Annotated in this window: 16 protein-coding genes and 1 pseudogene; 15 read left to right on the top strand and 2 right to left on the bottom strand. The window is 37.3% G+C overall.

Going from position 1 to position 14978, the window contains the following annotated elements:
• The first annotated feature begins 9 nt into the window (after positions 1–9).
• The 9 genes from glpK (at position 10) to glnA (ending at position 8954) form a co-directional block, all read left to right on the top strand.
• A complete protein-coding gene (gene glpK, locus H9650_RS19760; protein ID WP_151110267.1) occupies positions 10–1521 on the top strand; it encodes a glycerol kinase GlpK in 1512 nt (503 codons plus the stop codon).
• Complete coding sequence (locus H9650_RS19755) at positions 1522–3174, top strand: glycerol-3-phosphate dehydrogenase/oxidase (RefSeq protein ID WP_144541809.1); 1653 nt, start codon at positions 1522–1524, stop codon at positions 3172–3174.
• Positions 3171–4091 (top strand): alpha/beta fold hydrolase, encoded by a 921-nt coding sequence (locus tag H9650_RS19750; protein WP_318245425.1) that lies wholly within the window; start codon positions 3171–3173, stop codon positions 4089–4091. Before H9650_RS19755 ends, H9650_RS19750 begins: the two co-directional genes overlap by 4 nt.
• Positions 4084–5004: a tRNA (adenosine(37)-N6)-dimethylallyltransferase MiaA gene (gene miaA / locus H9650_RS19745; RefSeq protein ID WP_191697960.1), complete on the top strand. Its 921-nt coding sequence runs from the start codon at positions 4084–4086 to the stop codon at positions 5002–5004. Before H9650_RS19750 ends, miaA begins: the two co-directional genes overlap by 8 nt.
• A gap of 61 nt (positions 5005–5065) precedes the next feature.
• A complete protein-coding gene (gene hfq / locus H9650_RS19740) occupies positions 5066–5287 on the top strand; it encodes an RNA chaperone Hfq (RefSeq protein ID WP_144541813.1) in 222 nt (73 codons plus the stop codon).
• 76 nt (positions 5288–5363) lie between these two features.
• Positions 5364–5663 (top strand): rhodanese-like domain-containing protein, encoded by a 300-nt coding sequence (locus H9650_RS19735; RefSeq protein ID WP_144541815.1) that lies wholly within the window; start codon positions 5364–5366, stop codon positions 5661–5663.
• Between the two features lie 143 nt (positions 5664–5806).
• Positions 5807–7057 (top strand): methionine gamma-lyase family protein, encoded by a 1251-nt coding sequence (locus H9650_RS19730; protein WP_191697959.1) that lies wholly within the window; start codon positions 5807–5809, stop codon positions 7055–7057.
• Between the two features lie 137 nt (positions 7058–7194).
• On the top strand, positions 7195–7578 hold the full coding sequence (locus tag H9650_RS19725) for a MerR family transcriptional regulator (protein ID WP_144541819.1): 384 nt from the start codon (positions 7195–7197) through the stop codon (positions 7576–7578).
• 41 nt (positions 7579–7619) lie between these two features.
• A complete protein-coding gene (gene glnA / locus H9650_RS19720) occupies positions 7620–8954 on the top strand; it encodes a type I glutamate--ammonia ligase (protein ID WP_191697958.1) in 1335 nt (444 codons plus the stop codon).
• A 108-nt stretch (positions 8955–9062) separates the two neighbouring features.
• Here glnA and H9650_RS19715 read toward each other — a convergent pair whose 3' ends face one another.
• Both H9650_RS19715 and H9650_RS19710 read right to left on the bottom strand, forming a co-directional pair.
• Positions 9063–10229 carry a site-specific integrase gene (locus tag H9650_RS19715; protein WP_225216187.1) on the bottom strand — a complete coding sequence of 389 codons (1167 nt, stop codon included), beginning with the start codon at positions 10227–10229 and terminating at the stop codon, positions 9063–9065.
• A 40-nt stretch (positions 10230–10269) separates the two neighbouring features.
• On the bottom strand, positions 10270–10482 hold the full coding sequence (locus H9650_RS19710) for an ImmA/IrrE family metallo-endopeptidase (RefSeq protein WP_191697974.1): 213 nt from the start codon (positions 10480–10482) through the stop codon (positions 10270–10272).
• A gap of 453 nt (positions 10483–10935) precedes the next feature.
• Between H9650_RS19710 and H9650_RS19705 the strand changes: the two genes are divergently transcribed.
• The 6 genes and pseudogenes from H9650_RS19705 to H9650_RS19680 all read left to right on the top strand — a co-directional run bounded on the left by H9650_RS19705 (position 10936) and on the right by H9650_RS19680 (position 14824).
• Positions 10936–11109, top strand: a complete 174-nt coding sequence (locus H9650_RS19705; protein WP_191697957.1) for a hypothetical protein — start codon at positions 10936–10938, stop codon at positions 11107–11109.
• A gap of 947 nt (positions 11110–12056) precedes the next feature.
• Positions 12057–12638: an SMI1/KNR4 family protein gene (locus tag H9650_RS19700; protein WP_191697956.1), complete on the top strand. Its 582-nt coding sequence runs from the start codon at positions 12057–12059 to the stop codon at positions 12636–12638.
• Positions 12639–12931: 293 nt separating this feature from the next.
• Positions 12932–13276 (top strand): annotated as a pseudogene (locus H9650_RS19695) (HNH endonuclease).
• 138 nt (positions 13277–13414) lie between these two features.
• Positions 13415–13750: a P27 family phage terminase small subunit gene (locus H9650_RS19690; RefSeq protein ID WP_225216190.1), complete on the top strand. Its 336-nt coding sequence runs from the start codon at positions 13415–13417 to the stop codon at positions 13748–13750.
• A gap of 263 nt (positions 13751–14013) precedes the next feature.
• Complete coding sequence (locus H9650_RS19685) at positions 14014–14244, top strand: hypothetical protein (RefSeq protein WP_191697954.1); 231 nt, start codon at positions 14014–14016, stop codon at positions 14242–14244.
• A 10-nt stretch (positions 14245–14254) separates the two neighbouring features.
• Positions 14255–14824: a hypothetical protein gene (locus tag H9650_RS19680; RefSeq protein ID WP_154310988.1), complete on the top strand. Its 570-nt coding sequence runs from the start codon at positions 14255–14257 to the stop codon at positions 14822–14824.
• Positions 14825–14978: the final 154 nt, after the last annotated feature.

Raw genomic sequence — 14978 nt, 5'->3', positions numbered from 1 at the left:
AGGGGTTATATGGGGAAGTATATTTTATCAATTGATCAAGGAACCACTAGTTCAAGGGCTATTCTGTTTGATAAGGAAGGTAACATCGTTCATTCTTCTCAAAAGGAATTCAAGCAGCATTTTCCGAAATCAGGCTGGGTAGAGCATGACGCAAAAGAAATTTGGGGAACTGTGCTCTCGGTATTGGCGGCCGTATTAACGGAGAGTGGAAGTCAGCCGGGAGATGTCCATGCAATAGGGATAACCAATCAGCGGGAAACGACAGTTGTCTGGAACAAGCATACAGGCAAACCTGTATATAATGCGATTGTATGGCAATCAAGACAGACTCAGTCTATTATCGATGACCTTAAGAAGGATGATCTAGAATCCTTCTTTCAAGAAAAAACTGGCTTAAGGCTGGATCCTTACTTTTCGGCAACTAAGGTCAAATGGATTTTAGATAATGTCGAGGGGGCAAGAGAGCAGGCAGAGGCTGGAGAACTGCTGTTTGGGACCATTGATACATGGTTAATCTGGAAGCTTTCAGATGGAAAAGCACATGTCACAGATTATTCAAATGCCTCTCGAACGATGATGTATAATATTTTCGAGCAAGAGTGGGATCAAGAGATTTGCGAGAAGTTAAATATACCGATGAACATGCTACCTACAGTTGCTTCCTCCTCAGAAGTTTATGCAAAGACAGATCCGTCTGTTTTCTTTGGCAAGGAGGTAGACATAGCTGGTGCCGCAGGAGATCAACAGGCTGCCTTGTTCGGTCAATGCTGCTTTGAAAAGGGCATGGCGAAAAATACCTACGGTACAGGTTGCTTCATGCTATTAAATACCGGGGAGGAAGCCGTAACATCTGACTCTGGTCTACTAACGACAATTGCTTGGGGCTTGGATGGTAAAGTCACATACGCATTAGAGGGAAGTGTATTTGTGGCTGGTTCAGCCATACAATGGCTACGAGATGGACTCCGTATGCTAAAACATGCAAGTGAATCTGAGAACTACGCAAAACGAGTCGACTCTACAGAAGGTGTCTATGTCGTACCTGCCTTTGTTGGCTTAGGAACCCCATATTGGGATTCTGATGCAAGAGGTTCAATTTTTGGGCTCACACGAGGCACAACCAAGGAGCACTTTATACGTGCGACACTGGAATCACTTGCCTATCAATCAAAGGATGTTTTAGATACGATGATGAAGGATTCTGGTGTGGAGGTAGAAGTTCTCCGAGTAGACGGTGGGGCAGTAAGTAACGAATTTCTCATGCAGTTCCAAAGTGATTTGTTAAATTTACCTGTAGAGCTAGCGAAGCTCAATGAGACAACAGCACTGGGTGCTGCATTCCTAGCAGGATTGGCAACGGGATTTTGGAAGGATGAGCAAGAGCTTTCGAACATGAGAGAAAGCCAGCGCTTGTATGAGCCGGAAATGGATGAGGAAAAACGTAAGAGATTATATAAGGGCTGGAAACTAGCCGTAGAAGCAACAAGACTATTCAAAATATCAGAACAAGGAGTGGACTAAGTGAAATCTTCAGTAGAACGTGAGCAAATACTAAACACACTAAACTTTTACGAATTTGACGTATTAGTAATCGGAGGCGGGATTACTGGTGCAGGTATTGCACTAGATGCAGTAACAAGAGGTATGTCTGTAGCCTTGATAGAAATGCAAGACTTTGCAGCAGGGACATCTAGTAGATCTACAAAGCTGATCCATGGTGGTTTGCGTTACCTTAAGCAAATGGAAATAAAAATGGTTGCGGAGGTCGGAAAAGAACGAGAAATCGTATATGAAAATGCGGTTCATGTTTCTAAGCCTACCGGTATGCTTCTACCGTTCCATAAGCAAGGGACATTCGGACCTTTAAGCACTTCTGCTGGCCTTAAGCTTTATGATTATCTGGCAGGAGTCAAAAAGGAAGAGCGTCGTTTGATGCTTTCTGCAAAGGAAACATTAGAAAGAGAACCTTTAGTAAAAAGTAAAGACCTTCTTGGTGGAGGATATTATGTAGAGTACGTGACAGACGACGCAAGGCTAACGATTGAAGTTGTAAAGAAAGCGATTGAAAAGGGTGCTGTTTGCTTAAACTATGCTAAAGCTAGATCATTCCTTTATAACGACGAAAACAAAGTGGTCGGTGCTGAAATTGTTGACATGGTAACGAACAAAAGAATAGCAATCCATGCTAAAAAAGTAGTTAATGCGACTGGACCATGGGTTGATGGTGTGAGAGCACTTGATGCAATCGAAAACAAAAAAAAGCTGCGACTAACTAAAGGTATTCATGTAGTAATTGACCAATCTATTTTCCCTCTCCGTCAGGCAATATATTTTGATACACCTGATAAGCGAATGGTATTTGCTATACCTAGAGATGGAAAAACATATGTTGGAACGACAGACACCTTCTTTGAAGGCAAAATTCAAAATCCAGTAGCTACGCTAGAGGATGTGGAATACTTAATAGATGCGATTCACTATATGTTCCCTGATGTAAGAGTTGGAGTAGAGCATGTAGAATCCACATGGGCTGGTGTACGACCTTTAATATACGAAGATGGTAAAGACCCTTCTGAAATTTCCCGGAAGGATGAGATTTGGCAATCGGAGGCTGGCCTTCTAACAATAGCGGGTGGTAAGCTGACAGGCTATCGCAAAATGGCAGAGACGATTGTAGATAAAATTTCCAAGCAGCTTGGGGACGAAAAGTATGGTCCTTGTGTAACGAAACATTTAAATTTATCCGGTGGAGAAACTGGGGGCTCTGAGCAATTTGAAGGTTTTGTTACAGTAAAAGAACAAATTGCTCCTTCTTATGGTTTGTCACGTGAGGAAGGTAGAAGATTAGCTAAACTCTATGGCTCTAATGTAGATAAAGTATTTCAATACGCTCATATTCTATCTACCGTTCCTTCAAATTTACCGCTAGGTCTGCTTGCACAGGTGTATTATGCAGTTCATGAGGAAATGGCATATTCTCCTGTGGATTTCTTAGTTAGAAGAACTGGTATGCTCTATTTCCATATCGATCAGTATAAAATGTATAAGGATGAAGTATTAAATGTTATGAAGCAATTGCTCCAATATTCTAAGGAAGAGACCGAAAGTTATTCGCAACAATTGGAAGAAGCATTACTAGATGCTATGTTTTCGGAAGGTAGTGTTGTCGAGTGAAGGAAATTTTAGAAGCGAAGATGTCAGATGGTCATCTCATTTATGTAATGAAAAATGTACCAAATGATACACCAATCGGCCATGTACACCTTTTACATGGCTTGGCTGAACATATCGATCGTTATGATGCGTTTGTGCATTTCCTTGTCGATAAAGGTTTTATCGTCAGTGGACATGATCATCGGGGACATGGTAAGACTGCTGGAAAAAATGGTAAGCTAGGTTATTTTGCAGACCATTCAGGCTTCGAGAGAATAACAGAGGATGTACGAGAAGTATTGATAACCGTCCGAGAAGGAATAGGCGAAATTCCTGTTATTTTATTTGGTCATAGCATGGGCTCGTTTGTCGCCCGTCGATATATGCAAAAATATAGTGACTCCCTGTCAAAAGTTATTCTAAGTGGTACAGCATTTGATCCTGGAATAATGGGAGACATGGGAAGGTTAATTGGTAAAATAGCTTCTAGGATAAAATCACCGCAAGCGGAAAGCCCATTGCTTAACTCGCTTGCCTTCGGTGGATTCAACAAGCAAATCGATCAACCAGAGACTCAGTTTGACTGGTTAAGCACTGACAAGGTAGAGGTAAATAAATATATTGAAGATCCACTTTGTGGATTTATCCCATCTAACCAGCTGTACGTGGATATGTTCGGTGGGATGAGATCCATTCATAAGGAATCGGAAATCATGAAAATTCGCAAAGATTTGCCAGTGCTGCTCATTAGCGGTGGGAAGGATCCTGTCGGAAAAGACGGCAAGGACATTTTTAAAGTAGCGGAAGGTATGAAAAAAGCAGGTATGTGGGATATAACCGTGCAAGTGGTGGAAGGTGCAAGACATGAACTCTTAAAGGAAAAGGGAAAAGATAAAACAATGGACTACATTTACAAATGGATGATAAAGGATGAATAAAAAACCAGCTGTTATTGCAATTGTAGGGCCAACCGCAGTAGGCAAAACGGCGTTAAGCATTGGGCTAGCAAAGGCTTACAATGGGGAAATCATCAATGGTGACTCCATGCAGGTTTACCGAGAGTTAAACATTGGTACCGCGAAAATTACAGAAGATGAAATGGCAGGAGTTCCACACCATCTGTTGGACATCAAGGATCCGACAGATGGCTTCTCTGTAGCAGAATACCAAAAACTTGTACGAGACAAAATAGAAGAAATTGCTTCTAGAGGTAAAGTGCCCATTATTGTTGGGGGAACTGGTCTTTATGTGCAATCGGTACTATATGACTTCCGCTTTACGGAACAGCCCAAACTAGATAGAACAAGGATACAGGAGCTTGAAGGCCTTAAATCGGAAGAATTATATGCAAGACTTCTAAAAAAAGATCCGGAGGCTGCTAAGGATATCCATCCGAACAACGTCCAAAGAGTAATCCGTGCAATTGAGAGGCTAGAGCTAACTGGAATGCAGCGAGATGAAATTGAACAAAAACAAGGACATGAAAAGGTTTATCCCCATTATATTATTGGTCTTAATATCGACCGCGAAGTGCTCTATGAGCGCATTAACAAACGAGTAGATATCATGGTGGAGCAGGGGCTGTTGAAGGAAGTGAAGGGACTTTATGACAAAGGTATTAGGAACTCGCAATCCATCCAAGCGATTGGATACAAAGAAATTTATGAATATTTGGATGGGAAGAAAACGCTTGAAGAAGCGCTTGAGCGATTGAAGCAAAACTCTAGAAGGTATGCCAAGCGTCAGCTAACCTATTTCCGTAACAAAATGGATATTCATTGGTTTAATCCGTTTGAAGACAATAAAAGAATTTTAGAAGAAATTAATAGCTTTTTGCAGGAGAATAAATAATTAAGGCGAATAGTTAAAGTGTTAGGGTATTTTAGCGTAAAATGCAAACGGGGGTATTAAGATGAAACCGATGAATATTCAAGACAATTATTTAAATCAGTTAAGAAAGAACGAGATTTTTGTAACAGTATTTCTTTTAAATGGATTCCAATTAAAAGGAACAGTTAAATCATATGACAATTTCACAGTATTGTTTGAATCAGATGGGAAGCAACAGTTAATTTATAAGCATGCGATTTCTACGTTTGCTCCATCTAAACCTGTTAAATTATCAGAAGAGTAAAATCGAATCCATTGACAGTTCCACTTGCTCCTATTATTATTTGATAGAATCTTTAAATGAAGTGGAGAGGTTAAATATGAAGACTATTACGACAGATGAGCTTCTAAAAAAAATAGATGCAGGCGAGCAAGTAAATATTATTGATGTACGTGAACAAGAGGAAGTGGATGCAGGTATTATTCCTGGAGCAAAGCATATCGCATTAGGGCAAGTGGAAACAAGCTTGGATCAAATCGACCCGTCCGTTCCTCATTACATAATTTGCAAGGCTGGTGGCCGCAGTGCAATGGCTTGCGAAATTCTAGAAGAGAATGGTTACGACGTGACTAATGTGACAGGCGGAATGATGGCCTGGGACGGCGAAGTACAATTCTAATAACTACTATACAAAGGGGCTAATTTCATTTTTTGAAATTAGTCTTTTCTCTTTTATCAAAAGGAAGTATTGCTTTCATAAATGAGAGTATATTTTTATCCAACAAAACACAAAGTACAACGAATAGAATTAGGAGATGCATCATGGAATTTATAACTACTTTATCAAAGAATGTAACAGAATTGGCTGAATCAGCTGAATCTAAGATTGTCGAACAACATAAAGAAGTGGAAGGAATTGCTTTTCACAATCAACAAAAAGTGCTGCATGCATTTAAGGAGCATCACGTAAGTGACCATCATTTTAACCCTTCAACTGGATATGGGTACGATGATGAAGGACGTGATACATTAGAAAAAGTGTATGCAACGACTTTTGGAGCAGAGGCGGCGCTCGTTCGACCGCAAATCATCAGTGGTACGCATGCGATTTCTATCAGCCTATTTGGAGTTTTACGCCCAGACGATGAATTATTATATATAACTGGGAAACCCTATGATACATTGCAATCGATTGTCAGTGGTGGAGAAGAGGACACTGGATCTCTAAAAGACTTTGGTATTAACTATCAGCACATTGACCTGTTAGAAGATGGTGCTGTGGACTGGGAAGCAGTAAAAAATGCAATACATGACAAAACCAAGGTAGTGGCGATTCAACGGTCTAAGGGTTATGCAGTCCGTCCTTCCTTCACAATGACTCAAATTAAGGATATGGTCGAAAAAATTAGAGGGATCAAAAAGGATGTCATTATCTTTGTGGACAACTGCTATGGAGAGTTCGTTGAAACCCTTGAGCCAACTAACGTCGGAGTTGATTTGATGGCTGGTTCTCTTATTAAAAACCCAGGTGGCGGTATCGCTAAAACTGGTGGTTATATTGCAGGAAAAAAAGAATTTGTTACAAAATGCGCTTATAGAATGACTTCACCGGGTATAGGTTCAGAGGCGGGTGCTTCACTGAATACATTATTAGATATGTATCAGGGATTTTTCCTAGCTCCCCATGTCGTTTCGCAAGCGGTAAAAGGCGCTATCTTTACTTCAGCAGTTTTAGAGGAAGTAGGCATGACAACCGAGCCTCATTATTCACAAAAGCGTACGGATTTAATACAATCCGTCTCCTTTCAGACTCCAGAGCAAATGATTCAATTCTGCAAGGCAATCCAAGCACATTCACCTATTAATGCACAGTTTGCGCCAGAACCAGCTTACATGCCAGGCTATGAGGATGATGTAATAATGGCTGCTGGAACCTTTATACAAGGCTCAAGCATGGAACTAACTGCAGATGGGCCGATTCGTCCTCCTTATACTGCTTTTATCCAAGGTGGATTGACATATGAACATGTGAAATATGCGATTTTGGGGGCAGTTCAGTCTTTATATAAATAACAAAAAAATACCACTTTCTAAAAATAGAGAGTGGTTTAATTTTTTTGAAAATTTTATGTAAGAATTGTTGACATGATGTTGACATGTTAGCTAACATCACATATACTATGTTTATAACCTACATAGGAGGTGCAGCGATGGAAAAGGAATGGAGACGTTCCATGCCACTGCTATCGATGAATATTGTCATGCAGCTAACAGGATTAACAGCAAGACAAATTCGATATTATGAAGAGCAAGAATTAGTTCAGCCTGCACGAACGGAAGGTAAGCAACGCATGTTCTCATTAGACGATATCGATGTCCTGCTAGAGATTAAAGACTTATTGAAATCTGGTGTGAACATAGCCGGTATTAAACAAATTTTTGAGATGAAGAAAAATCCTGCAACCTCCAAGGACGTCCGGCAAGTAATCTCTGATCAGGAGTTACGCGAAATTGTTAAGGAAGAAATGCGATTGGCACAAAGACAGCAGCGAGCTTCTTTGAGGCAGGGGGACTTATCTCGCTTTTTTCGTTAAGTGAGTTTTAAAAAATATCAAATATTTAGGAGAGTGGAAAAATGAGTAAGTATACAAAAGAAGACATCAAAAAGTTCGTTCAAGAGAATGAGGTGAATTTTATTCGTCTTCAGTTTACAGACATACTAGGTACGATTAAAAACGTGGAAATTCCAGTGAGTCAGCTCGACAAAGCTCTTGATAATAAAATGATGTTTGACGGATCTTCTATCGAAGGATTTGTTCGTATTGAAGAATCTGATATGTACTTAGTTCCAGATTTAAATTCGTGGGTAGTATTCCCTTGGATTACAGGAAAAGGGAAAGTAGCTCGTCTAATCTGTGATGTAAATAAAGCAGACGGAACTCCATTTGCTGGGGATCCTCGTAGTAACTTAAAAAGAATTTTAAAAGAAATGGAAGAACTAGGATTCACTAGCTTTAACTTAGGGCCAGAGCCGGAATTTTTCCTATTCAAATTAGATGCTCAAGGTGAGCCGACGTTAGACTTAAATGACCATGGTGGTTATTTCGATTTAGCTCCAGTAGATCTTGGAGAAAACTGCCGTCGTGATATCGTACTTGAGCTAGAGGAAATGGGCTTTGAAATTGAAGCATCTCACCATGAAGTAGCTCCAGGGCAACATGAAATTGACTTCAAATATGCGGATGCTATCACTGCTTGTGACAACATTCAAACATTTAAGCTAGTAGTTAAAACGATTGCACGTAAACACGGATTGCATGCAACATTCATGCCAAAACCATTATTCGGTGTTAACGGTTCAGGAATGCACTTTAACGTATCATTATTTAAAGGTAAAGAAAATGCATTCTTCGATGAGTCAGCAGACATGAAAATGAGCGAAACATCTATGCAATTCATGGCCGGTGTATTAAAACACGTCCAAAGCTTCACTGCAATTACAAACCCGACTGTAAACTCATATAAACGGCTAGTCCCTGGTTACGAAGCGCCTTGCTACGTTGCATGGTCTGGTCAAAACCGTAGTCCACTGATTCGAATTCCTTCTTCTAGAGGATTAAGTACTCGTATCGAGGTTCGCTCAGTAGACCCAGCTGCAAACCCATACTTAGCTATGGCTGTAATTCTTCAAGCTGGATTAGATGGTATCAAAAACAAATTAACACCACCGCCAGCTGTTGACCGTAACATTTATGTTATGACAGAAGAAGAGCGTATTGAAAACGGTATTCATAACTTACCACCATCACTACACGCAGCTATACAAGAACTTGGTAAAAATGAAGTTATCCGCGGAGCTCTAGGCGAACACATCTACGCTAACTTCGTAGAAGCAAAAGAAATCGAATGGGATATGTTCCGTACAACTGTACATCCATGGGAACGTGAGCAATACTTGAAGATGTATTAAGCTTGTAGTATAGGGTTTTAGAGGCTTTTGATATGGGGTATTTTTATAAAATGGTTCAGCGAAATACATTGCACCCCATATTCACCCCATTATTTTTATAAAAAAATATCATTTACTTATTCCTTTAAAAACATCGTTCAGTCTTTCATTGACTTGTTCGGTGTTTTTCTTATTCATTTTTTTAGATAAATGAGCGTACACATCAGAAGTGATTTGTTGGCTGCCGTGCCCTAGTTGTTTTTGAATGTATTTGATATCTGCGCCAGCTTCTAAAAGGATAACTACATACGTATGACGTAGAGAATGAATTGGATAAGAGTTTAATCCAGCTCTTTTTAATATCCTTCCAAAAGCATTAAAAAGGCTTGTTTTAGGCAGGGGTGTACCGTCTTTTCTACAAAACACTAAGTTTAAATCATGATGGTAGATATCATTCAATAGTAGCTTATTTTGATTTTGTAAATTGAGATGTGTTTTTAAAGCATTCACAGTAGTATCAGCTATATCAATGACTCTATTTTTTCTGTTTTTTGTATCTCCAAATATATCCCCATCGTTACCAGGTTGAAAATCCAAGCTTTTATTAATAGTAATAGTCTTTTCCTTCAAATTAATGTCCGTCCATTGCAAAGCTGCAGCTTCACCCTTTCGCATTCCTGTTTCAATTAATACCTTGAAGAATATCCAATAGATATAACCGTACTTGTATGCATGATTCAAGAGTTCCGGGATATTATCTGAGTCAATAAATTTTAAGGATTCATTTTCTTGTTCACGTTGACCAGGTATCACTACATCTTCACAAGGATTATCAGAAATCCGTTTGTTTTTCTTCGCTTGTTTCATGCAGTTGTAAATAGCGTTGTGTATTTTTAAAACAGTGTTGCGAGCCAGCTTCTTCTCTCTAAATAGATGATTGATGAATTTTTGGTTTGTTTCAGGACTGATTGACTTCAAAGAAATACTTTTGAAATAAGGTTTGAGATGGTTTTCTATACTGTTAGTTAAAGAAGAGTGATAGTTCTTACTGATATTTCCCTCTTTATAGTCTTTCATCCACAAGTCTAGATAAGCGCTTAATGTAATATCCGATTGATCATAACCTTCTTGTATTTTGCCTTGTACTTTTTCTGCTTCGCGTTTAGCTTCAGGTTTTGTTCGGAATCCGCGCTTCGACTTTTCTTTTAGTTTATTGGATATAGGATCTATATAACGTATTCTGTATTCCCATTTATTATCATGTTTACGATAGGTGATGTTTGCATTTATGTTCAATTTATTCACCTCCTTTCAAATAGGCACAAATGTTCTTTTTTTAGTTAAATTTTTTACCCGCTATGTATTTTAAAGCTAATAGTTCCTTGGGAATTCCTTTTTCTTTGATAGTATCATCGATGTTAAAACAAGAATCATCATTATTCACAAATAATTCATCGGGTAATAATAGCTCGACAGCAAAGATATTAGCTTCTATTTCAAGATTTTCTGTAGAAAATAGAGTATGTTTTTTTAGAAAAGAAGTACTTATATCCTTAGCACATAAATTAAATGATCTTCATGAGTTAAAAAAACTCATTGGTACATTTGATGGTTTAGAATACAAAATACTCTACAAGAAGCATGTGGAAGGCATGACGCTAGAGGAAATTGCAAACAAACTAAACTACAACACAAATTACATTCAAATAAAACACGCAAATATCATGCGAATGATGCGCTATGCAGAAAAAGTTACATCGAAAAAAGTAACATAAAAGTAACTTACTAATTAGAAATAGATTCCATTGATTTTTCCATTTAATATAAGAGTATAAAGAACCGCGAATAAGTTCTTTAATAGTTTTCTCCCTTTGAAAAAGCATCTGGACTTAATTGTCTCGGTGCTTTTATGAGTTTGTATAAAATTCAAAAAAATTAGAAGGATTTTGCCGAATGAAGTAGAATATAACAGATGTAACACAAAATATGTAATATATGGAGGATGGCGATTATGAAAAAGAAAAAGACAATATTGTCAGTTGCTGCTGGAGTTCTTATGCTTTTAACTTTATCTTTTGGTACAGGAGCAAGTGCGTTGAATGATCCTGGTCATGGTGGTGGCGGTACGGTTAAACCACCAACGTGCACTAAGTATCCTTGTCCTATAAGACCGTAAATCCAAATAAAATATAACGAATAAAAATATCGAAAGGAATAATGTAAAAAGGTCACATCCAATAGGACGTGGCTTTTTTCTTTTATAAAAATAATTTTTAGCGGGAGTATAAAGAACCGTGATTAAGTTCTTTTAAACTTTTCTCCTTTTGAAAAAGAGCGTTCATGTATGGATGCTCTTTTATTAAATCAATTTTCTATTAATGACATACGTTTCCTTCTAATCTATGATTAGTTTAAATTGGTGTGTAATTAATGGTGAAAATAAGGAAATTAGATGATGCTAAAGATAAGTATGGTAACTACTATTTTATTAAAATGAATAGAGATAACGATATCTTGAGGTTAATTCATGTGTATAAATACATTGAGGAGTAACTGTTTAATAATTCAGAAAAAAACTATCGAAAGAATTCCATTGAATGAACAAGCAAAAATTATGGTTGAGAGAAGCAAAACCGATGATAGATATTATAATTTAGAGGATTTATTAAAACAATTCGAAATTGAAATTGATAATCAGATTTAAAAAGCGAGTCATGATCTATTAGCTCTTGGCAAAATCAAGTCATAAAATGCAAAGAGCAATTGATTATGGTATTAGACCTTATACTTTGCTGAGAAATGAAATCGCGGGAACTGGTCTACATGCACATCATATTATGCCGAAAAAGTTTTCTGTCAATTTTAATTTAAAAGTTAGAGAGAATGATATGTTTTGCCTTACTCTTGACAGTACAACCCATAATATGATAACTGGTAGATTTAATTCGAGACTTAGTAAATCAGCTGAAACATATACTGCAGCTGAAGTAAGGAGAGTTAGTATAGAAATCTATGATCAACTATACAGAGAAACTGGTGATTACATTTTTAAATTCCAATCAGATTTTATTAAACTTAATCAATATGCACCTTGATTAAATCATAGTGGAGGGGTTATGTTATATGAAAATAAGCGATTTCGTCCGTGAATTTAAAAAAACATATCCTGGACAGGAGCTTTACAAAGTTGCTACAGAAGCAGAAATTGCCTCGTTTGAAGAATCAATTGGGATTCTACTTCCTTCAACCTTTAAAGAGTTTCTTAGGACTTTTTCTAACGGGATTTTGCTGTTAGGATGGGAGCCCATAGGAGGGGTAGATGAAAAATCTCCTTGTGGAGCTATTCGAAAATCGGAGCGAATAATTTATGACCTTCCATCAGAAGTTTTGATTGAAGAGACGAATGAATTGGTAGATTCCGCTCGTCTTATAACATTAACGATGTTCGATGGCGGAGAGAGTTCAAATGATCATTGGGCATTCATTTGTGAAGAGGGTATCCCTAATAACGAATATAGGATAGGTTATATAGGTCAAGACAATAAATCTATCGTGAAAGTTGTTCGGAATTTTGAAGATTGGTTGGGAATATTTTGGAAAGGAAACAAGGATAACAAAGATAGTGAGTTTGCAATTCCAACGTTTCATATAATTTACCCAGATTATGATGAACGTGGAAAAATACTGCATGAGTGGTTAAGATAAACTTCAAAAATATATGTTAAAGTCATATCCATTTGGGTGTGGCTTTTTATTATGCTTTGAACACTACATATCTCACAGTCATACAACAATCGTGGGCTAGCAGGTAGCATTTAATATGCATACGTTAGCTATCAGTAGGGCTTGGTTAGATATGTAGTCTTGAAAGCATAACAATACATAAAGGTGGCGGTCATTCTTGCATTACTCAATAATAAATACGAGAAAGGTTTGGTGATTTATACATCTTCGAACTATCGATTAAATAGTGAATGTGATTGTGGAGGGATGATTCAATGCATGTATCACTAGAGCGTTTACAAGAACTCATCGCTATCATTAATACAGGTAATCATCTAGCATTCTATTCAACAAAAGAATAGAAACATACTCGCAGTGAAGTACGTAAGCGAGACAACAATGAATGTCAGGAATGTAAACGACAAGGAAAAGTATTCACAAATAAAACTGAGCCAGATAAACGAAAGAGATTAGACGTGGATCACATCAAAGAGCTGGAATATTATCCGGAACTTTGTTTATCAATGAATAACCTTGAGACACTTTGCTTACGTTGTCACAATGTAAAACACAACCGTTATGTGAAGAAAGATAATAAATGGAACGACGAACAATGGTAGAGTACCCCCGGCCTAAAAGGTTTCAGGAATGTTGGGGGAACTGTCAACGGTAGGGGGTGTCTGCTGTCCAAAATTATTGAAAAAATCCACGTTATATTAGGGGGTTAAAAAATAGAGGGGGGTGTTTGAGTGAGTGGGATGGTAAAAGTCACAGATTTAGAAAAGCAGATGTTGGGGAGAGTGGATCCATTTGATATGTTGGAAATAAGCAAGGTTAAGCGTTACATCTCTATTGAAAAGCAAATTAGAAAGTTGCAGCAAGCTATAAATAAAGAGGGAGTAATGGTAACAACGGTTAATGCTTCCCAAGAATTTATCAAAGCAAATCCAGCTTTAAATGAATTGAATAAGCTCACAAAAACATTGATACCCCTCGAAAATTCAATCAAATTTACTAGTCTACCAGAAGCATTGCCAGAAGAAGATTTAAACTCGAAGGATAATGACGAACCAAAAGTCAGTGATCTATATTAATTCATCAAAAATACGTTGATCTTTATATTAATTCAAGGAGGAAAGGATTATTTATTTTCAACCAGGAGCGTATTGACCTGGTTAGACAATTAGAAAGTGAAGTCCTGATTCGTGATGATATTTATTTCGATGAAGAGCAAATCGAAAAATGTATAAACTATATTGAAAAATGGTATTTCAAACTAGAGCTATTTCAAAAGTTTATTATCGCATTTATATTTTTGAAATATAAAAAACGAGACAAGTTATTTTACAAAGATATCGTGATTGTAATTGCACGTGGTAATGGTAAGAATGGTTTAATATCTGGTCTTGCTGATTACTTTATCAGCCCAGGACATGGCATTGAAGGATACAATGTAGATGTTGTGGCCAACAGTGAGGACCAGGCGGAAACATCGGTTAAAGAAGTCTATAACATGAAAGAAAAAAATAAGAATTTCATGAAGACCTTCTTCTCCTGGACTAAAACAAAAATAACCGGATACTATTGAAGCAAGTGGCGTGTATGAAGTCTTCGAGTCGGAAACTGGTGTATTTGTATCTCTCAAAGAGGAGTACAAAAGTTACTACCTAACGGTGTTTGCTACTGTAAACATGCAAGGACAAGAAATAACTCAAGTAATAGAATATGACCCTGGAATTTTTGGTAATATGTCCATTCCAATGGAAGGCATGACCCCCGAAGGAAACATGATGAAGTTAGATTATACTCATCTAGGAGTTATTATTAGTAAGTTGCCATTTAATGTGATTACTCCAGGTTCATTTGTTAAAGCATATGGAGTGAACTTTGTATTAAAGGAAATACCTGTTGAGACAAAGGATGTTATGTATGCTTTTGTAGGGAATACAAAGGAAAATATTAAAGGACTCAGTTGTATATCACTAAAATTTATCACCAACATTTCAAATTTTCGAGAAGATTTTATGAATGATATTGCATTCGAGTCTTCCGGTGAAACCACAGAATTATATCCTGTTGCTAATGGTCTATCCTATCATTATGGTAATTTAGTACAAGTAGTGGATGGAGTAGTCACGTCTGTATTAGCAAATAATGATATTAGTTAAATCTAATATAAAAAAAGTTGCTATTAATTCTTAAAAAACTAATAGATTGGACACTAACAGTAATTAAAATTATTCACATGTCATTTCATATTTTCATTTTTATTTAGAATAATTTAAAATGAAAAAGGGGGAGAGAATATGAATCAAACAATTT

The organism is Psychrobacillus faecigallinarum (genome assembly GCF_014836595.1).
GTDB classification, from domain to species: Bacteria; Bacillota; Bacilli; order Bacillales_A; family Planococcaceae; genus Psychrobacillus; species Psychrobacillus faecigallinarum.
Note: the sequence above shows the minus strand (reverse complement) of the source record. Positions and strands in the feature narration are given on the sequence as shown.